Origin of the sequence: Rhodococcus sp. 06-1460-1B (assembly GCF_002258475.1) — a bacterium.
In the GTDB taxonomy this organism is placed as follows: Bacteria; Actinomycetota; Actinomycetes; order Mycobacteriales; family Mycobacteriaceae; genus Rhodococcoides; species Rhodococcoides fascians.
Genome location: NZ_NOYS01000043.1, coordinates 277,443 through 298,359, shown reverse-complemented (window position 1 = coordinate 298,359; position 20,917 = coordinate 277,443). Strand labels below are relative to the sequence as shown.

At 64.2% G+C, this 20,917-nt stretch carries 21 protein-coding genes; 7 read left to right on the top strand and 14 right to left on the bottom strand.

What is annotated here, in order from left to right; translation table 11 throughout:
• Positions 1 to 46: 46 nt before the first annotated feature.
• Both CH268_RS26550 and CH268_RS26545 read right to left on the bottom strand, forming a co-directional pair.
• A complete protein-coding gene (locus CH268_RS26550; RefSeq protein WP_094666323.1) occupies positions 47 to 1,468 on the bottom strand; it encodes an NAD(P)/FAD-dependent oxidoreductase in 1,422 nt (473 codons plus the stop codon).
• Positions 1,465 to 2,967: a gamma-aminobutyraldehyde dehydrogenase gene (locus CH268_RS26545; RefSeq protein ID WP_094666322.1), complete on the bottom strand. Its 1,503-nt coding sequence runs from the start codon at positions 2,965 to 2,967 to the stop codon at positions 1,465 to 1,467. Before CH268_RS26545 ends, CH268_RS26550 begins: the two co-directional genes overlap by 4 nt.
• A gap of 142 nt (positions 2,968 to 3,109) precedes the next feature.
• Between CH268_RS26545 and CH268_RS26540 the strand changes: the two genes are divergently transcribed.
• Together CH268_RS26540 and CH268_RS26535 are read left to right on the top strand one after the other, a co-directional pair.
• Entirely contained in the window at positions 3,110 to 3,574 is a 465-nt protein-coding gene (locus CH268_RS26540; RefSeq protein WP_027496424.1) for an Lrp/AsnC family transcriptional regulator, read from the top strand.
• The gene (locus tag CH268_RS26535; protein ID WP_094666321.1) at positions 3,571 to 4,938 is read left to right on the top strand and encodes an aspartate aminotransferase family protein; all 1,368 of its coding nucleotides are present in this window, start codon (positions 3,571 to 3,573) and stop codon (positions 4,936 to 4,938) included. Before CH268_RS26540 ends, CH268_RS26535 begins: the two co-directional genes overlap by 4 nt.
• Positions 4,939 to 4,947: 9 nt before the next feature.
• Here the strand turns inward: CH268_RS26535 and CH268_RS26530 are convergent, their stop codons facing one another.
• Together CH268_RS26530 and CH268_RS26525 are read right to left on the bottom strand one after the other, a co-directional pair.
• Positions 4,948 to 6,231: a thymidine phosphorylase gene (locus CH268_RS26530; RefSeq protein ID WP_094666320.1), complete on the bottom strand. Its 1,284-nt coding sequence runs from the start codon at positions 6,229 to 6,231 to the stop codon at positions 4,948 to 4,950.
• Positions 6,224 to 6,637, bottom strand: a complete 414-nt coding sequence (locus tag CH268_RS26525) for a cytidine deaminase (RefSeq protein ID WP_027496421.1) — start codon at positions 6,635 to 6,637, stop codon at positions 6,224 to 6,226. Before CH268_RS26525 ends, CH268_RS26530 begins: the two co-directional genes overlap by 8 nt.
• Positions 6,638 to 6,971: 334 nt before the next feature.
• Here CH268_RS26525 and sdhC point away from each other — a divergent pair, with 334 nt between their 5' ends.
• Genes sdhC through CH268_RS26505 form a run of 4 tightly spaced genes read left to right on the top strand, consistent with a single transcriptional unit; the run spans position 6,972 to position 10,317 of the window.
• Positions 6,972 to 7,313 (top strand): succinate dehydrogenase, cytochrome b556 subunit, encoded by a 342-nt coding sequence (sdhC, locus tag CH268_RS26520; RefSeq protein WP_027496420.1) that lies wholly within the window; start codon positions 6,972 to 6,974, stop codon positions 7,311 to 7,313.
• On the top strand, positions 7,313 to 7,765 hold the full coding sequence (locus CH268_RS26515; RefSeq protein ID WP_027496419.1) for a succinate dehydrogenase hydrophobic membrane anchor subunit: 453 nt from the start codon (positions 7,313 to 7,315) through the stop codon (positions 7,763 to 7,765). The genes sdhC and CH268_RS26515 overlap by 1 nt, the downstream gene beginning before the upstream one ends.
• A 16-nt stretch (positions 7,766 to 7,781) precedes the next feature.
• A complete protein-coding gene (gene sdhA, locus CH268_RS26510) occupies positions 7,782 to 9,533 on the top strand; it encodes a succinate dehydrogenase flavoprotein subunit (RefSeq protein ID WP_027496418.1) in 1,752 nt (583 codons plus the stop codon).
• Between the two features lies 1 nt (position 9,534).
• Complete coding sequence (locus tag CH268_RS26505; RefSeq protein WP_027496417.1) at positions 9,535 to 10,317, top strand: succinate dehydrogenase iron-sulfur subunit; 783 nt, start codon at positions 9,535 to 9,537, stop codon at positions 10,315 to 10,317.
• A 61-nt stretch (positions 10,318 to 10,378) separates the two neighbouring features.
• Here CH268_RS26505 and CH268_RS26500 read toward each other — a convergent pair whose 3' ends face one another.
• The 4 genes from CH268_RS26500 to CH268_RS26485 form a co-directional block, all read right to left on the bottom strand.
• Positions 10,379 to 11,584, bottom strand: a complete 1,206-nt coding sequence (locus CH268_RS26500; protein ID WP_094666319.1) for an acyl-CoA dehydrogenase family protein — start codon at positions 11,582 to 11,584, stop codon at positions 10,379 to 10,381.
• An 84-nt stretch (positions 11,585 to 11,668) separates the two neighbouring features.
• Entirely contained in the window at positions 11,669 to 12,472 is an 804-nt protein-coding gene (locus CH268_RS26495) for an ATP-binding cassette domain-containing protein (protein ID WP_032366676.1), read from the bottom strand.
• Positions 12,473 to 12,474: 2 nt separating this feature from the next.
• Positions 12,475 to 13,533 (bottom strand): ABC transporter permease, encoded by a 1,059-nt coding sequence (locus tag CH268_RS26490; RefSeq protein WP_032366677.1) that lies wholly within the window; start codon positions 13,531 to 13,533, stop codon positions 12,475 to 12,477.
• A 27-nt stretch (positions 13,534 to 13,560) separates the two neighbouring features.
• On the bottom strand, positions 13,561 to 14,511 hold the full coding sequence (locus tag CH268_RS26485) for a substrate-binding domain-containing protein (protein WP_255182515.1): 951 nt from the start codon (positions 14,509 to 14,511) through the stop codon (positions 13,561 to 13,563).
• A gap of 260 nt (positions 14,512 to 14,771) precedes the next feature.
• Between CH268_RS26485 and CH268_RS26480 the strand changes: the two genes are divergently transcribed.
• The gene (locus CH268_RS26480; protein WP_094666317.1) at positions 14,772 to 16,088 is read left to right on the top strand and encodes a D-alanyl-D-alanine carboxypeptidase family protein; all 1,317 of its coding nucleotides are present in this window, start codon (positions 14,772 to 14,774) and stop codon (positions 16,086 to 16,088) included.
• A gap of 43 nt (positions 16,089 to 16,131) precedes the next feature.
• Here CH268_RS26480 and yhjD read toward each other — a convergent pair whose 3' ends face one another.
• The 6 genes from yhjD to CH268_RS26450 form a co-directional block, all read right to left on the bottom strand.
• Positions 16,132 to 17,151, bottom strand: coding sequence for an inner membrane protein YhjD (gene yhjD, locus CH268_RS26475; protein WP_176458066.1), 1,020 nt, complete (start codon positions 17,149 to 17,151; stop codon positions 16,132 to 16,134).
• 86 nt (positions 17,152 to 17,237) lie between these two features.
• Entirely contained in the window at positions 17,238 to 18,278 is a 1,041-nt protein-coding gene (gene trpS / locus CH268_RS26470) for a tryptophan--tRNA ligase (protein WP_048319753.1), read from the bottom strand.
• A 74-nt stretch (positions 18,279 to 18,352) separates the two neighbouring features.
• Complete coding sequence (locus CH268_RS26465) at positions 18,353 to 19,159, bottom strand: exodeoxyribonuclease III (RefSeq protein WP_027496409.1); 807 nt, start codon at positions 19,157 to 19,159, stop codon at positions 18,353 to 18,355.
• Between the two features lie 52 nt (positions 19,160 to 19,211).
• The gene (gene yidC / locus CH268_RS26460) at positions 19,212 to 20,114 is read right to left on the bottom strand and encodes a membrane protein insertase YidC (RefSeq protein WP_094666315.1); all 903 of its coding nucleotides are present in this window, start codon (positions 20,112 to 20,114) and stop codon (positions 19,212 to 19,214) included.
• A gap of 63 nt (positions 20,115 to 20,177) precedes the next feature.
• The gene (locus tag CH268_RS26455; RefSeq protein ID WP_052061440.1) at positions 20,178 to 20,567 is read right to left on the bottom strand and encodes a DUF6412 domain-containing protein; all 390 of its coding nucleotides are present in this window, start codon (positions 20,565 to 20,567) and stop codon (positions 20,178 to 20,180) included.
• Positions 20,568 to 20,628: 61 nt separating this feature from the next.
• Positions 20,629 to 20,913 carry a DUF6412 domain-containing protein gene (locus CH268_RS26450; protein WP_094666314.1) on the bottom strand — a complete coding sequence of 95 codons (285 nt, stop codon included), beginning with the start codon at positions 20,911 to 20,913 and terminating at the stop codon, positions 20,629 to 20,631.
• Positions 20,914 to 20,917: the final 4 nt, after the last annotated feature.

Sequence of the window (20,917 nt, the reverse complement as noted above, 5' to 3'; positions counted from 1 at the left end):
ATGCGTAGCAGAGCCCGAGTTTCCACTCACGTGCGGCGCAGCCGCTCTAACTGTCGAAGCCCAGACCCAACGCGTCCATTCCCTTCAGCCACAATCCCCGCCGTCCCTCGTTGCGGTCTGCACGAGCGAATTGCGCACGAGTGATGTTGATCCCGATCGACTTGAGGGGCTCGGGTGGAAACGGCAACGGCTTGGTACGCACCATCTTCAGGCGCGTTCGTTCGGTGTCGCGCCCGTCGAGCAGATCCAGTGCCGTTCGGGCCCCGAAGTGCGACGCGCCTACGCCGAGGCCGGTGAACCCGGCCACCGACGCCACTCGCCCGTTCATACCCAGATCCCAGAAGGCACTGAACCGCGAGCACGTGTCGATCGATCCGCCCCACGCGTGGGTGGCACGGATTCCCTCGAGGGCTGGGAACATCTGCAGCAGATGTTCGGCGAGCAACGCAAACTCTTCTGGATGTTGGGTTCGGCGTGGGTCGGTGTCGCTACCGTAGAAGTAGTGCGCGTCCCACCCACCGAACAGGATGCGATCGTCGGCCGTCAACCGGAAGTAGTGGAATCGATTGCCGGAGTCGGCCAATCCCTCGCGGCCGGACCAGCCGATTGCGGCGAGCTGCGCCGGCGTCAGTGGTTCGGTCATGATCACGTAGTCCCACACCGGGACTATCCAGTGACGGAGCTTGCGCCGCAACGATTTCGATGCCGAGGTGGCCAGCAGAACCTTGGCTGCCTCGATGGTGCCGTAGCCCGTCTTCACCCGAATACCGTTGCTGGACTTGTCGATCGACAAGGCCCGAGTGTTCTCGTGGATGCGTACGCCGAGCGACTCCGCCGCGTCGGCCAGGCCCCAGGCCAATTTGGCAGGATCGATCATCGCGACGTCGGGGTCGAACAGGGCACCGCGCGCCATCGGTGAGGTGATTTTGGCTCTCACTGCAGCGGCGTCGAGGTATTCCATCGGTTGCGACAGTCGTCTCCCCTCGTCGCCGAGCTCACGGAGGTCGTCGACCTGCCAGTCGAAATTGGCGATGTCGAGCTCGCCGGTGCGTTCGATGTCGGCGTCGATTCCGTACTTCTTCGCAGTCGCGCAAATCGCGTCGAGCGTCTCGGTTCCCATTCGCAGCAACTCGGGTAGTTCGTCGGCATACCGGTCGAGTCCGTTGCCCAGTCCGTGCGTCAGGCTGGCCGCGCAGAAGCCGCCGTTGCGTCCGGTGGCGCCCTCGGCAATGCGGTCGCCTTCGAGCAAGACAATCGATCTGTCGGGGTTCTCCTCTGCCGCCTGCAGAGCCGCCCACAATCCGGTGAACCCGCCGCCGACGATCACCAGATCCGCAGACGTCGAACCGGAGTGCCGCGGCCTGGGCGTCGGTCGTTCCGGTCGGTCGAGCCAGAAGGGCTGCGGCGCTGCTCCGAGAACCATCGCCACGCCGCGATCGGTGGGTTCGGTCGCCCAGGATGCGCTCATCGTCGTAGCTCCTGATCCTCGGGTCCTGCGCTGGCGAAAACGGTGCGATGCCAGGACTTTCGGGCCACACCGGTGATGTCGGTCATCACGTGTTTGACGGTGAGGTACTCGTCGAGCGAGTAGCTCGACATGTCCTTGCCGAAGCCCGACGCTCCGAAACCGCCGTGCGGCATCTCGCTGATGATCGGGATGTGGTCGTTGATCCACACACAACCGGCCGCGATCTCCCGCGACGCTCGGCCCGCGCGGTACACGTCGCGGGTCCACGCCGAGGCCGCCAGTCCGAACGCGGTGTCGTTGGCCCGCCGAATCGCATCGTCGTCGCCGTAGTGCCGCGACACCGTGAGCACCGGTCCGAACACCTCGTCGCGGTAGATCTCGTCCTGCTCACCCACATCGGCGATCAACGTCGGCGGGTAGAAAGCACCCCTACCGTCCGGGACACGACCACCGGTGACGATCCTCGCTCCGATATCGCGAGCCCGATCCACCATGGCCGCAACCCGATCCCGATGCGCGATCGAGATCAGCGATCCCATGTCGGTCGCCGGATCCGTCGGATCTCCCATGACGACGCGTTCCATCACCTCGGCTACTCCGGCGACGAAATCGTCGTACAGCGAGTCCGCGACGATGGCGCGGGTGGCTGCCGTGCAGTCTTGTCCGCCGTTGATCAACGAACCGGCGACGGCACCGCGAATCGCAGCCTCGAGGTCGGCATCGTCGAACACCACGAAGGGGGCCTTGCCGCCGAGTTCGAGCTGCACCCGGGTGCCGTGCACGGCTGCCTGCGACATCACCTGTCTCCCGACGGGAGTGGAACCGGTGAAAGTCATCAGGTCCAGGCCCGCATGCGAGGACAACGCGACTCCGGCCTCCGCTCCGGTTCCGGTGACCACGTTGAACACCCCGTCGGGCAGGCCGGCCTCCGAGGCGAGACGCGCCAGACGCAGCGTGGTCAGAGGCGTGAGTTCACTGGGCTTGAGCACGATGGAACACCCGGCCGCCAACGCCGGGATCGCCTTCCAGACGGCCATCTGCAGCGGATAGTTCCACGGCGTGATCGATCCGACCACGCCGACCGGGTCGCGTCGGATGGCCGAGGTGTGTTCGCCCGAGTACTCGGCCGTTGCCTTGCCGTCCAGATGTCGGGCAGCTCCGGCGAAGAACTCGATGTTGTCGACACTGCCCGGAACGTCGAACTCCGTTGCCAGACGCACGGTCTTGCCGGTCTGGGCCACCTCTTCGGTTGCGAATTCGGCGTCGGCCGCCACCGATCGCGCCAACTCGGCAAGCACCGCGCCGCGCTGGGCCGGAGTTGCGGTGGCCCACTCCGGCAGCGCCGAGCGCGCTCGAACGAGAGCCGCTTCGACGTCCGCTGCCGTGGCGAGACCGAACTCGGACACCACGGTTCCGGTCGCCGGGTTCTCGACGCCGCAGCGGTCGCCGCTGCCGTCCACTGCGCGTCCGTCGATCCAACAACCAGGAATGTTCGCCATGACTGCACGATACCGACCGATCCACGGATTCGCCCGGTTTCCGATCCTGCAACAACCGATTCTGTCGTCGAAACAGATATTTATTGCGAATTTCATCGCCTATCGCTTGTGTCGGCGGCGGTGTCGGTGACAAGATCGACTGATGCCGGATCAGTCACCCATCGCACTCGACGACGTCTCCAAGGCGATCATCGAACAACTTCAGGAGGACGGGCGACGCTCCTACGCCGCGATCGGCAAAGCCGTCGGGTTGTCGGAAGCGGCGGTGCGGCAACGTGTTCAACGCTTGACGGACTCCGGCGTCATGCAGATCGTCGCCGTCACCGATCCGGTACAGGTCGGATTCAAGCGGCAGGCCATGATCGGCATCAAGTGCACCGGAGACAGTCATGCACTGGCCGAGCAACTCTCGGCGATCGACGCGATCGACTACGTGGTCCTCACGGCAGGCTCGTTCGACATCGTTGTCGAAGTGGTGTGCGAGGACGACGAACAACTATTACGGATTCTCAACAAGCAGATCCGCAGCCTCGACGCGGTCACCAGTACCGAAACCCTGGTCTATCTGAAACTCGTGAAGCAGCAATACAATTGGGGAACACGATGACGCGAACCACATCCGAGCTCGACGCCTCCGCGGCCAAGCATCTGTGGGGCCACTTCACCCGTCACGGCGGCGGGGTCACTCCCCCGATCATCACCCGCGGCGAGGGTTCGACCATCTGGGACTCGAACGGCAAGAGCTACATCGACGGACTGTCGGGCCTGTTCGTGGTGCAGGTGGGGCACGGCCGCGAAGAACTGGCCGAGGCCGCGGCCAAGCAGGCCAAGGAATTGGCGTACTTCCCACTGTGGTCGTACGCCACCGAGCCTGCCATCGAACTCGCCGAACGGCTCGCCGGATACGCCCCTGGGGACCTCAATCGAGTTTTCTTCACCACCGGCGGTGGCGAAGCAGTCGAGAGCGCATGGAAGCTGGCCAAGCAGTATTTCAAGAAGGTCGGCAAACCAGGTAAGCACAAGGTGATCTCGCGTGCCATCGCGTACCACGGCACCCCGCAGGGCGCTCTGGCCATCACCGGTATCCCGGCACTCAAGGAACCGTTCGAACCGTTGACCCCGGGCGCATTTCGGGTGCCGAACACCAATATCTATCGGGCTGCGGCCCCCATGGACACCGATCCCAAGGCGTTCGGAATCTGGGCGGCCGACCGCATCGCCGAGGCCATCGAATTCGAGGGCCCCGACTCGGTGGCCGCGGTGTTCCTCGAACCGGTCCAGAATGCGGGTGGCTGCTTCCCTCCTCCACCCGGATACTTCGAGCGGGTCCGCGAGATCTGCGATCGCTACGACGTCCTGTTGGTCTCGGACGAGGTCATTTGCGCGTTCGGGCGCATCGGATCGATGTTCGCCTGCAACGACTTCGGCTACGTGCCCGACATCATCACCTGCGCCAAGGGAATGACCTCGGGCTACTCCCCCATCGGCGCGATGATCGCCTCCGACAAGCTCTTCGAGCCGTTCGACGACGGCACGTCGAGCTTCGCCCACGGCTACACCTTCGGCGGGCACCCCGTCTCCGCAGCCGTCGCGATGGCCAATCTCGACATCTTCGAACGCGAGGGGCTCAACGCCCACGTTGCGGACAACGCACCCGCGTTCCGCGCGACGCTCGAAAAACTGCACGATCTGCCCATCGTCGGCGATGTGCGCGGCGAAGGGTACTTCTACGGCATCGAGTTGGTGAAGGACAAGGCCACGAAGGAAACGTTCAGCGACGCCGAAGCAGAACGCATCCTCCGCGGGTTCCTGTCCACCGCCCTGTTCGACGCCGGGCTGTACTGCCGGGCCGACGATCGCGGCGACCCGGTGGTACAGCTGGCTCCGCCACTGATCTGCGGGCAGAAGGAGTTCGACGAGATGGAACAAATTCTGCGCAGCGTGCTGACCGAGGCGGGCAACCTGATCTGATCGCCGGTGCTACTGCCCGATACGGTCGATGACGAGGGGGGTCGGCTGCGCGGCGGTGGTGCCGATCTCCCAACTGCCCTCGAGGGCCTGCTGCGCGTAGTCGAACTTCTCCGGGGTGTCGGTGTACAGGGTTGCGAGCCGATCCCCGGCCCGCACCCGATCGCCCGGCTTGGCGTGCAGACGCACCCCGGCTGCGCTCTGTACCGGCTCGCCCTGCCGCTCCCGGCCCGCGCCGAGCCGCCACGCCGCGAGGCCGACTCCCATCGCGTCCAAGCCGGTGACGACGCCGTCCTGCGTCGCAGTGAATTCCTGGCTCTCACGGGCGACGGGCAGCGCGGCGTCGGGGTCGCCGCCCTGCGCGGCGATCATCGTGCGCCAACGGTCCATGGCGGACCCGTCGGCAAGCTTGTCTGCCGGATCGATGCCCTCGATCCCGGCCGCGGCGAGCATGGTGCGTGCCAGCGTGATCGTCAGCTCCACGATGTCCGACGGTCCGCCGCCGGCCAGAACCTCCACCGACTCCTGCACTTCGAGCGCGTTGCCCGCGGTGAGGCCGAGCGGTGTGTCCATCGCCGTCAGCACCGCCAGGGTCCGTACGCCCGCATCCGTTCCGAGTTCGACCATCGCCGTTGCCAGTTCGCGTGCATCGTCGACGTTCTTCATGAACGCGCCCGCCCCGACCTTCACGTCGAGCACCAACGCGCCCGTGCCCTCCGCGATCTTCTTGCTCATGATCGAACTGGCGATCAACGGAATCGACTCGACGGTTCCGGTGACGTCGCGCAGGGCGTAGAGCTTCTTGTCGGCCGGAGCCAGATCTGCGCCTGCCGCGCAGACCACCGCGCCCACGGCCGGGTCGGCAAGAATCCGGTGCATCTCGTCGCCGCTGAGATCAGCTCGCCATCCGGGGATGGACTCGAGCTTGTCCAAGGTGCCCCCGGTATGTCCCAGCCCGCGGCCCGACAGTTGCGGCACCGCCGCTCCGCACGCAGCGACCAAGGGTGCGAGCGGCAGCGTGATCTTGTCTCCGACGCCACCGGTCGAATGCTTGTCCACGGTAGGGAGCGGCAACGCGGAGAAGTCCATTCGCGTGCCCGACGCGATCATGGCGTTCGTCCATGTGCTCAACTCCCGGCGCGACAATCCGCGCAGCAGAATTGCCATCGCCAACGCCGACATCTGTTCCGGCGCGACGCTTCCGCGGGTGAACTCGGCGATCACCCACTCGATCTGCTCGTCGTCGAGAACGCGTCCGTCGCGTTTGGCGCTGATGATCGATACGGCGTCAGGCATGGTTGTTCACGCGTCCTTCGTCGAGGTTGTCGGGGCCGAAAGCGTCCGGGAGCAACTCTGCCAGCCGACGCGGCCCGGTGGCGGTATCGACGAGCAGATCCGCGCCGCCGAACTCGTACAGCAACTGCCTGCACCGCCCGCACGGCATGAGGATCTCGCGTCGGGAATCGCAACAGGAAAAGGCAACGAGCCTGCCCCCGCCGGTCGAGTGCAGGTTCGACACCAACCCGCACTCGGCGCACAGGCCCAAACCGTATGAGACATTTTCCACATTGCACCCGGTGACAATGCGATTGTCGTCCACCAGAGCTGCCGCGCCCACCGGAAAATTGGAGTACGGGGCGTATGCGTGCCTCATGGCCCCATGGGCATTGTCGCGCAACGCATTCCAGTCGATTTCGTTCATGGTCACCCATCCAATCACGCTGTCTGAATTGATGCAGAGATCTACCCGAAACCGCCCGAATGAATTGGGAAGGCAAACCTAACACGGGATTTCGGCACCATACGAACCTCGAGTCGAATTAGTTCCGTGTTTCGAATGGGTTTACAGTTTCTATCAAGCGGCTAGTACAACCAGCACTAGGGCCGAATCGCGACAAATCGAGCCAGGTTAAGCCCGGCCACCGGGCTCGACGCGTCCACCAACGACGTTGGAGGCATTGCACTCGATGAGTAGCACGACGGAAGCCGCTCCGGTCAAGGAGCGCAAGCGGTCTCTGTACCGCGGGGACCCGGGAATGTGGTCCTGGGTTCTGCACCGCATCACAGGCGTGTTGACGTTCTTCTTCTTGTTCGTCCACGTTCTCGACACGGCGATGGTTCGGGTCAATCCCGAGACGTACGACGCCATCATCGAAACCTACAAGACCCCGCTCGTCGGACTCATGGAACTCGGCCTCGTCGCGGCAGTGCTGTACCACGCGTTGAACGGCATCCGAGTCATGCTGATCGACTTCTGGGCCAAGGGACCGCAGTACCAGAAGCTGATGCTCTGGGTCATCGCAGTCGTCTGGCTCGTCGTCATGATCCCGGGCGCGGGACGAATCTTCTACAACATGTTCACGGCGGGTGGTCACTGATGTCGACGCAGGGTCCCGAGGCGAAGGTCCTCGGCACGAACTACGACCGTCCGGCCAGCCTGGCCAACCCGCGTTCGCCGCGGCGTCAGAGCAAGGGCAACTTCGAGCTCTACGCGTGGCTGTTCATGCGGTTCTCCGGCCTGGCACTCGTCGTGCTGGTCCTGGGCCACATGTTCATCATGCTGATGCTCGACGACGGCGTGCACCGCATCAACTTCGCCTTCGTCGCCGGCCGTTGGGCCAGCCCGTTCTGGCAGTTCTGGGATCTGACGATGCTGTGGCTGGCACAGCTGCACGGCGGCAACGGCCTGCGCACCATCATCGCCGACTACTCCCGCAAGGACTCGACGCGATTCTGGCTGACGACCTTGCTGGTGCTGTCGATGATCCTCATCATGGGCGTCGGCACCTACGTCATCTTCACCTTCGATCCCAACATCTCGGCGAGCTAAGGACACTGACGCTTACATGCAGGAACATCGTTACGACGTACTGATCGTCGGCGCAGGCGGTGCCGGAATGCGTGCTGCGATCGAAGCCGGACCCCGTGCTCGGACAGCCGTATTGACCAAGCTCTACCCCACCCGCTCCCACACCGGAGCAGCTCAGGGCGGCATGTGTGCCGCCCTGGCCAACGTGGAGGAAGACAACTGGGAGTGGCACACGTTCGACACCGTCAAGGGCGGCGACTACCTCGCCGACCAGGACGCGGTGGAGATCATGGCCAAGGAGGCCATCGACGCCGTCCTCGACCTCGAGAAGATGGGTCTTCCGTTCAACCGGACACCCGAAGGAAAGATCGATCAGCGACGCTTCGGCGGCCACACCCGTGACCACGGCAAGGCACCCGTTCGTCGCGCGTGCTACGCAGCCGACCGCACCGGTCACATGATTCTGCAGACGCTCTACCAGAACTGCGTCAAGCACGACGTCGAGTTCTACAACGAGTTCTACGCGCTCGATCTCTGCCTGACCGAGACGGACGACGGGCCGGTTGCCACCGGCATCATCGCCTACGAACTCGCCACCGGCGAACTGCACATCTTCCACGCCAAGTCGATCATCTTCGCGACCGGCGGCTCGGGACGTATCTACAAGACGACCTCCAACGCGCACACTCTGACCGGCGACGGCATGAGCATCGTGTTCCGCAAGGGACTTCCCTTGGAGGACATGGAGTTCCACCAGTTCCATCCGACCGGCCTCGCAGGCCTGGGCATCCTCATCTCCGAGGCCGTCCGCGGCGAAGGCGGCATTCTGCGCAACGAGTCGGGTGAACGCTTCATGGAGCGGTACGCCCCGACCATCAAGGACCTCGCTCCGCGCGACATCGTGGCGCGGTCGATGGTGCTCGAGGTTCTCGAGGGACGCGGCGGTGGTCCCAACAAGGACTACGTCTACATCGACGTCACCCACATCCCCGAGGAAGTTCTCGACGAGAAACTCCCCGACATCATGGAGTTCTCGCGCACCTACCTCGGTGTCGACCCCGTCAAGGAGCCGGTGCCGGTCTACCCGACCTGTCACTACGTCATGGGCGGTATCCCCACCAAGATTCGCGGTGAGGTGCTGCGCAACAACGAGGACATCGTCCCCGGCCTGTACGCGGCAGGTGAGTGCGCCTGTGTGTCGGTGCACGGCGCAAACCGTCTGGGAACCAACTCGCTGCTCGACATCAACGTCTTCGGTCGTCGTGCGGGCATCGCCGCGGCCGAGTACGCCAACTCGGTGGACTTCACCCCGCTCCCCGAGGAGCCGGCGAAGATGGTGCAGGACTGGCTCGAGCTGATCCTGTCCGACCACGGTCACGAGCGGGTGGCCGACATCCGTTCCGAGATGCAGCAGTCGATGGACAACAACGCGTCGGTCTTCCGCACGCAGGAACGCCTCGAGACGGCGCTGAAGGATGTGCGTGCCCTCAAGGAGCGCTACAACCACATCACCGTCGCGGACAAGGGCAAGCGCTACAACAGCGACCTGCTCGAAGCCATCGAACTCGGCTTCCTGCTCGAGATGGCCGAGGTGACCGTCGTCGGAGCGCTCAATCGCAAGGAATCGCGCGGCGGACACGCTCGCGAGGACTTCCCCGATCGCAACGACGCCGAGTACATGAAGCACACCATGGCCTACAAGGAGGGCGAAGGTTTGCTCACCGAGATCCGCCTGGACTACAAGCCGGTAATCCAGACCCGCTACGAGCCGATGGAGCGGAAGTACTGACATGAGCGCACCCACACTGGACAAGAAGTCCGAACAGAACGATCTGCCTCCCGTGCCCGACGGCGCGGTCATGGTCACGCTCAAGATCGCTCGTTTCAACCCCGAGAGCGGCGACGGCCAGTATTGGGACACCTTCCAGGTCCCCACGCTGCCCACCGACCGACTGCTGAACCTGCTGCACTACGTCAAGGGCTACCTCGACGGAACTCTGACGTTCCGTCGCTCGTGCGCCCACGGCGTCTGTGGCAGTGACGCGATGCGCATCAACGGCGTCAACCGTCTCGCCTGCAAGGTGCTGATGCGCGACATGCTGCCGAAGGATTCGTCGAAGACCCTCAACATCACCATCGAGCCCATCCGTGGCTTGCCGGTGGAGAAGGATCTCATCGTCAACATGGAGCCCTTCTTCGACGCGTTCCGCGCCGTGAAGCCGTTCCTCATGACGACGGGCAACGAGCCGACCCGCGAGCGCATTCAGTCGGCTGCGGACCGCGCCCGTTTCGACGACACCACCAAGTGCATCCTGTGTGCGTGCTGCACCACCTCGTGCCCGGTGTTCTGGAGCGACGGAAGCTACTTCGGTCCGGCGGCCATCGTCAACGCGCACCGGTTCATCTTCGACAGCCGTGACGAGGGTGCCACCGAGCGTCTGGACATCCTCAACGACGTCGAGGGTGTGTGGCGCTGCCGCACCACGTTCAACTGCACCGACGCATGCCCTCGTGGCATCCAGGTGACCAAGGCCATCCAGGAAGTCAAGCGCGCACTGCTGTTCGCTCGCTAGTCACCACGGCTACGACGAAAGCGCCCCTTCGCACACGCGAAGGGGCGCTTTCGTCTGTCCGTCACACGAACGCGCTGTAGCCCGTCACGCCGCGGCCGACGATGAGGTTGTTGATCTGAGCGGTGCCCTCGTACGAGTACAACGCCTCGGCATCGGAGAAGAACCTGATGACCTCGTGCTCGATGAGAATTCCGTTGCCGCCCATGATCTCTCGGGCCCATCCGACCACCTCGCGCAGACGCGTCGTGCAGAACGTCTTCGCGAGCGCCGCATGCTCGTCGTGATGAACTCCGTTGCCCTGCAGTTGTGCGACGCGAACGGCCATCCCCAGAGACGCGGTGATGTTCGCCGTCATCCGCGCGATGAGATCGGCAATGAGCTGGAACGAGGCGATCGGAGACCCGAACTGCTCCCGTTCGCGCGCGTAGGCGACGGCTCGCTCGTACGCGCCCATCATGACGCCGACGGCTTGGAACGCCACCCCACCCCGGGTCAGCCGCAGCACCTTGGCGGTGTCGGCGAACGAGTTGGCATCGGCCAGCTTGTTGGCGACCGGGACGCGGCAGTTCTCGAGATGGACATCGGCGTTCTCCACGGCGCGAAGCGAGTACTTCCCTTCGATCTTCTCGGCCCGGAACCCCTCGAATTCCTTCTCGACCACGAAGCCCTTGACCTCGCCGTCGGCCTCGTCCTTGGCGAAGACGATCGTCAGGTCCGCGAACGTCGCATTACCGATCCATCGCTTGCTTCCGTTGAGAATCCAATGGTCTCCATCGAGGCGAGCCGTGGTCTCCAGCCCGCCGGCGACGTCCGATCCGCCGTGCGGTTCGGAGAGTCCGAACGCCCCGATCGTCTCCATCCGCCGCATGCTGGGCAACCAGCGCTGCCGCTGTTCCTCGGAGCCGAGGATGGAGATACTGCTCATGGCCAGCGAACTGTGCACGCTGAACATCGTTCCCGTCGATGGGTCGACCCGCGCGAATTCCATCTCGAGCCAGCCGGTGAGCAGCTTGCGGGAGGCCTTGCGGTCGTCAAATGCGTATCCCAGGCCCGCGATTTCGAGTTCGGCGATGGCCGGCATCAGGTGTACCGGTGAGACGGCCTTCTCCCAGAACTCGTTGGCTCGCGGCGCAACCTGCTCCTGGAGGAACCGGCGGGTACGCAGCACCACGTCGACTTCGGCCTCGTCGAGCAAGCCCTGATACCCGTAGAAATCCGATTCGAGGAAGTCCGGCGACAGTGGCCCGAGGGGCTCGTGCTTGCTCATGGTCGACTCCTTCGTCCGGTGCCGCGCTCGGGCACCACTACTGCTCTTCTACCCGCCGTGCCCCTGTCTCACCCATCGCGGGTCTCAGCGGCCGAGTTCGTGGGTGAGGGTTGCGAGCTCCTGGCCCCCGGCCATTTCGGTCGTGAGCTCGTCGAGCGAGATGTCGTCGTAGGTGCAATCCAATTTCTGGCGGCCGCGGTCGAGCAGGACGAAATGATCGCCCACCAGGTATGCGTGGTGAGGATTGTGGGTGATGAACACGACGCCCAGTCCCTGCTCTTTGGCGGCGGAGATGTAGCGCAGCACCATCCCGGATTGTTTGACTCCCAGTGCCGCGGTGGGCTCGTCGAGAATCAGCACACGGGCTCCGAAGAAGATCGCGCGCGCAATTGCCACGCATTGCCGCTGACCGCCGGACAGCGCCCCGATGGGGGCATCGACGTCGGGCAGATCGATGCCCATCTTGCGCAGCTCTTCGATGGTCGTCGCGCGCATGGCGTTCGTGTCCAGAGTCTTGAAGAATCTGCCCTTCGTGAGCTCCTGGCCGAGAAAGAAGTTGCGCCACACCGGCATCAGCGCGACCACGGCAAGATCCTGGTAGACCGTCGCGATACCCAGGTCGAGAGCATCCCTCGGCGAGTCGAACATCCTCGGTGTGCCGTCGACGAACAGCTCCCCCTCGGACTGCTTGTGCAGGCCCGCCATGATCTTGATCAACGTGGACTTGCCTGCGCCGTTGTCACCGAGAACTCCGGTGACCTCACCGGCACCGACGCGTAGGTCGATTCCGTGCAGCGCCACGATGTTGCCGTAGTTCTTACCGACGTTCTTCAGCTCGATGAGCGGCGCCGACGGCGACTGGACGGGCTGGTCCGAGGAGGTAGTCATGCTCACCTTTTCGCCGCGTAGTTACGGAAGGAGTTGTTGGCGATCACGGCGAAGAGAAGCATCGCGCCGAGAAAGAACTTGAACCAGTCGGGATTCCACCCGGCGTACACGATGCCCTGGTTGGTCATTCCGAAGATGAACGCACCGATGAAGGCTCCGACGGCGGTGCCGTACCCACCCGTGAGCAGACACCCTCCGATGACTGCCGCGATGATGTAGAGGAATTCGTTGCCGACGCCTTGGCCGGACTGCACGGTGTCGAACGCGAACAGCAGGTGCATCCCGACGAACCACGCGCAGAACCCCACGAACACGAACAGGCCGATCTTGACCTTGGTGACCGGAACACCGACTGCCCTGGCCGATTCCTGATCGCCGCCGACGGCGAAGATCCAGTTACCGATGCGAGTTCTCATCAGCACCCACGTGGCCACGAGTGTGAACACGACCCACCACACGACGGTGATGCGGATGGAGACCCCGAACAGCGAGAACGACGAGGAGAACACGGCTTTCGCCGAGTCGAAGCCCTGCATGTCCGAGATCGACGGGGTCGCAACCTGTCCGGTGACGAGTTTGGTGACGGCCAGATTGATGCCGGTGAGCATCAGGAACGACGCCAGCGTGATCAGGAACGACGGAATTCTCGTCTTCGTCACCAGATACCCGTTGACGAAGCCGACCGCCGATGCGAGGCCCAGCGCCAGCACAGCTCCGGTCCATACGTTCAGGTGCAGGTTGTAGGCGAGCATCGACGCCATGATCGAGGAGAACGTGACCGCGACCCCGGTGGACAGGTCGAACTCGCCGCCGATCATCAGCAGCGCGACACCGATCGCCATGATTCCGATCGTCGACGACGCGTACAGCACGGTCGCCAGCGCTTCGGGAGACCGAAACGGCGGCGCGACGATGCAGAAGAAGACGAAGATGGCGATCGCACCGAACAGGGCACCCATCTCTGGGCGAATCAGCAAGCGCTGCAACGGTTTCTGTTTCTTCACCCGCTCGTCCAGGATCACGGCGTGCGTTCCCGAAGCCGGGTCGGCCTGTGTTGGCATGATGTTCCTTCCGCGTCCGGACGACGCTCAGCGAGTTCCGTTGCGGGCGTACTCGGCGATGGCCTCGATGTTGGTCGAGTCGACGAAGGCCGGGCCGGTGAGCACCGGGGTGCCGCCGCCGATGGTGTTGCCGTTGTTGAGGTACAGCCACAGGGAGTCGATGGCGAGATAACCCTGCAGATAGGGCTGCTGATCGATGGCCCAGGCGACGTCGCCTGACTCGATCGCGTCGACGAGGGCCGCGTTGGTGTCGAACGTGACGACGGTGGCGTCGCTACCGGCATTGGTCTTCGATTGCACCGAGGTCAGTGCGATCGGGGCTGCGAGCGCTACCACGTGATCGATGCTCGGGTCCTGCTGGAGCTTCGCGGTGATCGTCGCCTCGACCGACGGCATGTCCTTGCTGTTGACGTTCAGAATTTCGGTGCTGCCCCCGGTGAAGCCCTGTCGAACTCCTGCGCAGCGCGCTTCGAGCGCTACTGCACCCTGCTCCTGGATGATGCACAAGGTCTTTCGCGCACCGTCTTCGGTGAGCCGCGCCCCGGCAGCCCTACCCGCGATGGTTTCGTCCTGACCGAAGTACTGCTGCACCCCCATTGCGCTCCATGCGTCGTAGCCGGAATTGAAGGCGACGACCGGGATGCCCGCTGCGGTTGCCGCCTCGACAGCCGGAGCCATGGCCTCGGGCTTGGCCAGTGTCAGAGCGATGCCGTCCACCTTCGAGTCGATCGCGCTCTGAACGAGATTGGCTTGATTGGGTGCCTCCGGATCGGCCGAGTAGCGGAGCTCGATGTTGTCCTTGGCGGCTGCGGCCTCGGCTCCCTTTCGGATGAGATCCCAGAACGTGTCGCCCGGTACCTCGTGCGTGATCATCGCTACCGTCGCCGCAGGCGTGTTCGCCACTCCCGCATTGCTGCCGTTGTCGGTAGATCGTGGAGCCCCACCGGTGCTCGAACAGGCCGTCAGCGTCAGCACCATCACCAACCCGAGTGCGACACCCGCCCCACCGGCGCGGCGTCGAACCGAGCGGAGCGAGCCGGTACGGGTCGCCTGTCGAAATGTCATCCGGGTTCCTCTCGGGCGACCGAGCTGTCGGTAGTACAGCTCGGCGGATCACTGTCTGTACAACGTAATGCCGATCACAGACGATGGACGTAGTTTGGCAGGGCCTTCGAACCGGCCCGCTCCCCGGTGGGTCGCGGCCTCGGTGACCTCTGCAGCGCCTATGGTAATTCGCGATGAAAAGGACTCGAAAGTTCGTAGCCGTGTGGGCGACAGCTCTCGCTCTCGCCGGCGTCGGCGGCGGCCCGGCATCGGCGCAGCCGGCAGTCGAGCCACCCGTCGTATCGACGACGCCACCGTTCACGACGCCGAACACCGACGCGTGCCCGTTCGCGGCCTCGCCGCCCCCGGCGATCGATTCCTCGGAAGTTCCGGCTCCGGGTAGCACTGCGCCACAACCGGTTCCGATCCCGGCGGACCCGGTGGGCGGATCCCGACTGGCCGAGTGCGGCGCGATCGTGCCGGACGGCGCGCCCCCACTGCCCGCGGACATCTCGGCAACCGGGTTCGTGGTGGCAGACCTCGATTCCGGATCGGTGGTAGCCGCCAAGGATCCACACGGTCGGCACCGACCGGCGAGCACGATCAAAATACTGCTCGCCCTCGTCGCTCTGGACGAGCTGGACCTCGGCAAACAGATCACCGCGACGGCCGAGGACGCCGACGCAGAAGGCAGCGCCGTCGGCATCGGGAAGAACGGTGTCTACACCAATCTGCAACTGTTGCAGGGCCTGGTCATGGCGTCGGGAAACGATGCCGCGCATGCCTTGTCGGCTCAGCTGGGAGGTGACGCCGCGACCGTCGAGAAGATGAATGCCAAGGCAGCAGAGTTGGGCGCGCTCGACACACGGACCGCGACCCCCTCCGGCCTGGACGGGCCCGGCATGGCGAGCTCGGCCTACGACCTGGCACTGTTCTACCGGGAGGCCATGCGCAATTCGACCTTCGCGCAACTGATTTCGACCGAGAACGTGCAGTTTCCCGGCTATCCGAAGGATCCCACGATCCCCGACGACCAAGACCGCCCCGGTTTCACGCTGTCCAACGACAACCAGCTGCTCTACAACTATCCGGGCGCTCTCGGCGGCAAGACCGGCTACACCGACGATGCCCGGCAGACCTTCGTGGCGGGTGCCGAACGCAACGGTCGCCGTCTGGTCGTGACGCTCATGAAGGGTGACGTACTACCGATCCGGCCGTGGGAACAGGCGGCTCGGCTGCTCGACTACGGGTTCGCCCTGGATACGAGCAGCAGCGTCGGCGATCTGGTCGAACCGGATTCCACGTCGCCGGTAACGAGTACACGTGCCACCAGCGCGGTGCCGACCCTTGCTCAACCCCCTGCGTCGGCGTCGAGTGCCGAATCGGGTACCCGACAATCCGATCTGCAGGCGCAGGGCGACACGGTCGTGCGCATCGCAATCGGGGTCATCGGTGCACTGGTCGTGGCCGGTTTGCTGTGGGGCGCACGCACACTGTCTCGCCGCCCCTGAACTCCCCCGCCGCCTCTCACATTCGCAAGTAGGTTGCCTCGGATCAGCGTCGCCGATTGCGAAGTCCAGCGATACCCAGAGCGGCCAGAGCGCCCGCGCCCACCAAGGCCAGACCACCCTTGACACCCGGGCCGTCGCTCACCTCGACCCGGGTGTTGATCACCGCGGGGTCCGGCGCCGGCACATGGGCGTCAGCAAGGCTCTCCCGAGTGGTGGCTGCGAACGCAGTCGAGAACAGCACCAACCGCGACGTCGTGAACACGAACACCAACAGACCGATGATGGGACCGAACACGACTCCGGCGGGCCCGCTCGTGACGGACGCGAGGTAGATCGCGCCGAGTTGCTTGAAGATCTCGAAACCGACTGCGGCCAACAGCGCACCTTTGGCCGCACTGCGCCACGACACCGGTTCGCGGGGCAGACGTGAGATCACCCAGGTGAACAGCGCCCAGGTTCCGGCAAGCGCGAGCAGTATCGAGAAGACCCGCAGCGCCACTCCGACGCCGGGAACGGAATCGAGGTTCAACCATTCGAGAATGCCACGCATGACGCCGCCCCCGGCCAACGCGGACAGCCCGAGAGATAGCACCAGTGCTGCTCCCAGGCCGAGCAGAGCCGCGAGGTCCTTGGCCTTGGTCGCAAGGAATCCGCCCGACTCGTGCTGGCTTTCCCACATCGCGGTCAGGGCTTCACGCAGATTGGCCACCCAACCGAGCCCCGCGTACAGCGCGCCGAGCAGACCGATGACACCGACACCGGTACGGGACTCGATCGCGGTATCGATCAGCGAGCTGATCGTCTCACCGAAGCTGCCCGGGACATTCTCCGCGATCTGCGACTGAATCTCGGCAAGCCATTCGGGCTGATTCACCAGTACGAACCCGGCAACGGCGAATGCAACCATCAGCAGCGGAAACAACGCCAGCACACTGAAATACGTCATTCCCGCGGCGTAGTAATCGCCCTTCTGCCCCTGATACCGCTGCGCGGCAACAACAGTGTGATCCAGCCACGGCCACCGAGCACGCCGATTGTCGAGCATGGCCTTGAAATCGGGCATGGCACTCACCTTTTCGCTGTCGTCGGCGGCTGTTCGGGCCGTGTCCTCGAAATGTCGTGTAGCGCGAATATCGTGTACTGACAGGGCTATGCGCCGGGAGGAAGGAACCCCACCCTGTCGTACACCTGAGCCAGCGTTCTGCTCGCGACCTCCCTGGCTCGATCCGCACCGACAGCGAGGAGGCGATCCAGTTCGGCTACGTCGGACATGAATCCGTCCATTCGTTCGCGCAGCGGAACCACGAACTCGGTCAGCACGTCGGCAGTGTCGGACTTGAGATCGCCGTAGCCCTTGCCTGCGTAACCGGCGACCAGATTATCGATGCTCTTCCCGGACAGAGCGGACTGAATGACCAGAAGATTGCTGACGCCTGCCTTGTTCTCCGGATCGAAGACGATATCGCGTTCGTTGTCCGTCACTGCCGAACGAATCTTCTTCGCGGACACCTTCGGATCGTCCAGGATGTTGACGATGCCCGCCGGATTCGACGACGACTTGCTCATCTTCGCCGTCGGATCCTGCAGGTCGAAGATCTTGGCCGTGCCCTTGATGATGTGTGCATCGGGAACCACGAAGGTCTTCTTGAACCGCGAGTTGAACCTCTGCGCCAGATCGCGAGTCAACTCCAGATGCTGACGCTGATCCTCGCCCACCGGAACGAGATTCGGCCGGTACAGCAGGATGTCCGCGGCCTGCAGAATGGGATAGGTGAACAACCCGACGCTGGTGTGATCGCGACCCTGCTTGGCGGACTTGTCCTTGAACTGCGTCATCCGGCCGGCTTCGCCGAACCCGGTGATGCAGTTGAGAACCCACGCCAACTGCGCATGCTCGGGAACCTGGCTCTGCACGAACAACGTCGACTTCTCGGGATCGATACCCACCGCCAACAGTTGTGCGGCCGCTATCCGGGTGCGCCGACGCAATTCCTTCGGGTCCTGCGGAACCGTGATCGCATGGAGATCGGGAACGAAGTAGAACGCATCGAACTCCTCCTGCAACTCCACCCAGTTCCGCACCGCACCCAGGTAGTTACCGAGATGGAACGAATCCGCCGTTGGTTGGATGCCCGAAAGCACCCGACGACGCGGACCCTGCGACGTGTCGATCGAGTCAGGAGAAGACATGCGGCAATCTTTTCACGCCGCCCCCGACCCGTACCGATTGCCTTGCCACACCAGCCGCTCCGCAGGCTCCGCTCCTAGCGGTAGCGCACCGTCACCGGCGCGTGATCGGACCACCGCTGGTCGTACGCCTCCGCTCTTTCGGTGACAGCTTCTTTCGCACGCTCGGCCAGATCACTTGTGGCGAGTTGGTAGTCGATGCGCCACCCGGCGTCGTTGTCGAACGCCTTGCCGCGGTAGGACCACCAGCTGTACGGCCCCTCGACGCCGGGGTGCAGCTCACGCACGACGTCGGTCCACGGTGACTTCTCGGCGAGCAATCGCGATACCCACTCACGTTCTTCGGGGAGGAAACCCGACTTCTTGCGGTTGGTCTTCCACGACTTCAGATCCGCTTCGGTGTGGGCGATGTTCCAGTCGCCGCAGACCACGACGTCGCGCTCGGCGGACGTCGTTGCCTTGGCGGTCTTGGCGAGATACTTCGCGAACGCCGCCATGAAGCGTTCCTTCTCGTCCTGTCGGTCGGTCCCCACCTCGCCCGACGGCAGGTACAGGCTCGCCACGGTGACGTCACCGTAGTCTCCTTCGATGTAGCGACCCGCGTCGGCGAATTCAGCGACTCCGATGCCGGTTCTGATCGCCTCCGGCGCGGCCCTCGACAACAGGGCCACACCGTTGCGTCCCTTCGCCGACGGTTCCGCCGACGCCAGATGCCATCCCGCATCGAGGGCCGGGGCCAGTGCTGTGGTCAGCTCGCCGTCGTTGGCCCGCGTCTCCTGAAGACAGATGACGTCGGCATCGGTGGCCTCGAGCCACGGAAGCATGCCCTTGCGAACAGCGGCGCGGATCCCGTTGACGTTGACAGTGGAAATAGTGATCGGCACGCCGACGACCGTAGCGGAGGCCACCGACAACCGGCAGGTGGCCTCCGCAGGCTCACCTTCTCTTCGGTTTGGCTCCTGGCTTCGGAGCCGTCACCGCCGAAGTCGTCGACGGCACCGCGACCGGCTCCCGGTCGATCCGTCGGTAGACGATGTGCTGCTGGGCGTAGGTCCAGATGTTGTTGCTCACCCAATAGAGCAGCACCGCAACGGGCAGCACCGGGCCACCGATCAGCACCCCGGCCGGGAAGACCCACAGCGCGAGCTTGTTCATGATCGCGGTCTGCGGGTTCGCCGCGGCGGCCGCATCCTGACGCGCGATCGATGCCCGGGAGTTCAGGTGGGTAGCCACCGCGGCAACGATCATCAACGGCACCGCGACGACCGCGATGCTCCACACCGACGGCACCCCACCGAACGGACCGAACGCTTCGAGAACATCTCGAGAGCTACTGACGGCAGCGGAGATCGGTGCGCCGAACAGCCGCGCGTCGAGAAACGACTGCACATCGCCCGCACCGAACACGTAGTTGGCTGTACTCGCATTCTCCTGCGCCGACATACCGAGATGCCCGAACCCGGTTCCCGTCCGGTTGAACGAGCGCAACACGTGCAGCAGACCGATGAACACCGGTGCTTGCGCGAGCAGCGGGAGGCAACCCATCAGTGGGTTCACCCCGTGTTCCTTTTGCACTGTGCGGATTTCCGTGGCCTGTCGAGCCCGGTCACCGGAGTACTTCTTCCGTACCTCCTCGAGCCTGGGTTGGAGTTTCTTCATGGCGAGCTGTGAACGAATCTGACCGACGAACGGCTTGATCAACAGCGTTCGTAGCGTGAAGACCAAAAATACGACGGCCAAGGCCCAGGCGACGCCGTTGTCGGGGCCGAGCACGAAACCGAATACCCGGTGCCAGAACCACAGCACCGCGGAGACGGGGTAATAGACGAAATCGAGCATGATGGAGTGCCTCACTGAGAGAGAAATCGGTCGGATGACGTCTCGACCGGATCTCGCAGTGACTCAGCGGAACTGGAGCCACCGATCCGGTCCGTGAACCGATCCGGGTGCTCTCGGCATAGGGCGGCCTGGCGTGTCGGGTTGCTCTTGTCTGCGGTAGGCCCCGCGGAGTCTGCCGCCGTCGGATCCGGCGGTTGTGGACGCGGGCGGCACCACGACGAGGACGTCGGCCGATGCACCCGTCACCAGCAGTGCCGCAGCCACCAACGCACCGAACATCGCTATCTGGGCCGCGGGCTGGGCATCGACGACGGCGAAGACGACCAGCAGGACTGCCGCCACCCCGACAAGGGTGACCACTGCGGCTCGCCACGGCGACACCGCACGCCTGGAAATTACGTCGAATGCAGCCGTCGAACCGACACGGCGGGTGGCGTTGTCGATGGACAACATAGTGATTCTCCCGATGAACCTCGTGGACCAGGGGCACGTGAGGTGTGGGAGAGCTGTCGAACTACAGCGCTCCCACCAGGAGACCGGGTGCTCGCGGCTGCGGGCGACCGGGTGCGTCGGGGCGATGTTGACGTCGGAACGAGCCACGAAGGTGGCGCTCCTCCGCATTCGGTCCGTCGTTCGACGGACGGTACAGAAGGCTCAGCGCCCCGGCACGATGCGCGTAGAACACTGCCGCCGCCAGAGCAGCGACGATGATCAGTGCGAGATCCGCCGGTCCGGCCGGAGTCGTCAGTAGCAGCGTGAAGAACAGCACCGACGTGACGACGAGGTTCTGGTAGCCCATCGTG

Excerpts from the sequence above, each read along its gene's own strand:
- CH268_RS26485 (WP_255182515.1), bottom strand. The coding sequence starts at position 14,511 with ATGGTGCTGACGCTGACGGCCTGTTCGAGCACCGGTGGGGCTCCACGA.
- trpS (WP_048319753.1), bottom strand. The coding sequence starts at position 18,278 with ATGTCTTCTCCTGACTCGATCGACACGTCGCAGGGTCCGCGTCGTCGG.
- yhjD (WP_176458066.1), bottom strand. The coding sequence starts at position 17,151 with ATGCCCGATTTCAAGGCCATGCTCGACAATCGGCGTGCTCGGTGGCCG.
- sdhC (WP_027496420.1), top strand. The coding sequence starts at position 6,972 with ATGTGGTCCTGGGTTCTGCACCGCATCACAGGCGTGTTGACGTTCTTC.
- CH268_RS26530 (WP_094666320.1), bottom strand. The coding sequence starts at position 6,231 with ATGCCTGACGCCGTATCGATCATCAGCGCCAAACGCGACGGACGCGTT.
- CH268_RS26515 (WP_027496419.1), top strand. The coding sequence starts at position 7,313 with ATGTCGACGCAGGGTCCCGAGGCGAAGGTCCTCGGCACGAACTACGAC.
- CH268_RS26525 (WP_027496421.1), bottom strand. The coding sequence starts at position 6,637 with ATGAACGAAATCGACTGGAATGCGTTGCGCGACAATGCCCATGGGGCC.
- CH268_RS26505 (WP_027496417.1), top strand. The coding sequence starts at position 9,535 with ATGAGCGCACCCACACTGGACAAGAAGTCCGAACAGAACGATCTGCCT.
- sdhA (WP_027496418.1), top strand. The coding sequence starts at position 7,782 with ATGCAGGAACATCGTTACGACGTACTGATCGTCGGCGCAGGCGGTGCC.
- CH268_RS26545 (WP_094666322.1), bottom strand. The coding sequence starts at position 2,967 with ATGGCGAACATTCCTGGTTGTTGGATCGACGGACGCGCAGTGGACGGC.
- CH268_RS26540 (WP_027496424.1), top strand. The coding sequence starts at position 3,110 with ATGCCGGATCAGTCACCCATCGCACTCGACGACGTCTCCAAGGCGATC.
- CH268_RS26455 (WP_052061440.1), bottom strand. The coding sequence starts at position 20,567 with ATGTTGTCCATCGACAACGCCACCCGCCGTGTCGGTTCGACGGCTGCA.
- CH268_RS26500 (WP_094666319.1), bottom strand. The coding sequence starts at position 11,584 with ATGAGCAAGCACGAGCCCCTCGGGCCACTGTCGCCGGACTTCCTCGAA.
- yidC (WP_094666315.1), bottom strand. The coding sequence starts at position 20,114 with ATGCTCGATTTCGTCTATTACCCCGTCTCCGCGGTGCTGTGGTTCTGG.
- CH268_RS26490 (WP_032366677.1), bottom strand. The coding sequence starts at position 13,533 with ATGCCAACACAGGCCGACCCGGCTTCGGGAACGCACGCCGTGATCCTG.
- CH268_RS26535 (WP_094666321.1), top strand. The coding sequence starts at position 3,571 with ATGACGCGAACCACATCCGAGCTCGACGCCTCCGCGGCCAAGCATCTG.
- CH268_RS26450 (WP_094666314.1), bottom strand. The coding sequence starts at position 20,913 with ATGGGCTACCAGAACCTCGTCGTCACGTCGGTGCTGTTCTTCACGCTG.
- CH268_RS26550 (WP_094666323.1), bottom strand. The coding sequence starts at position 1,468 with ATGAGCGCATCCTGGGCGACCGAACCCACCGATCGCGGCGTGGCGATG.
- CH268_RS26495 (WP_032366676.1), bottom strand. The coding sequence starts at position 12,472 with ATGACTACCTCCTCGGACCAGCCCGTCCAGTCGCCGTCGGCGCCGCTC.
- CH268_RS26480 (WP_094666317.1), top strand. The coding sequence starts at position 14,772 with ATGAAAAGGACTCGAAAGTTCGTAGCCGTGTGGGCGACAGCTCTCGCT.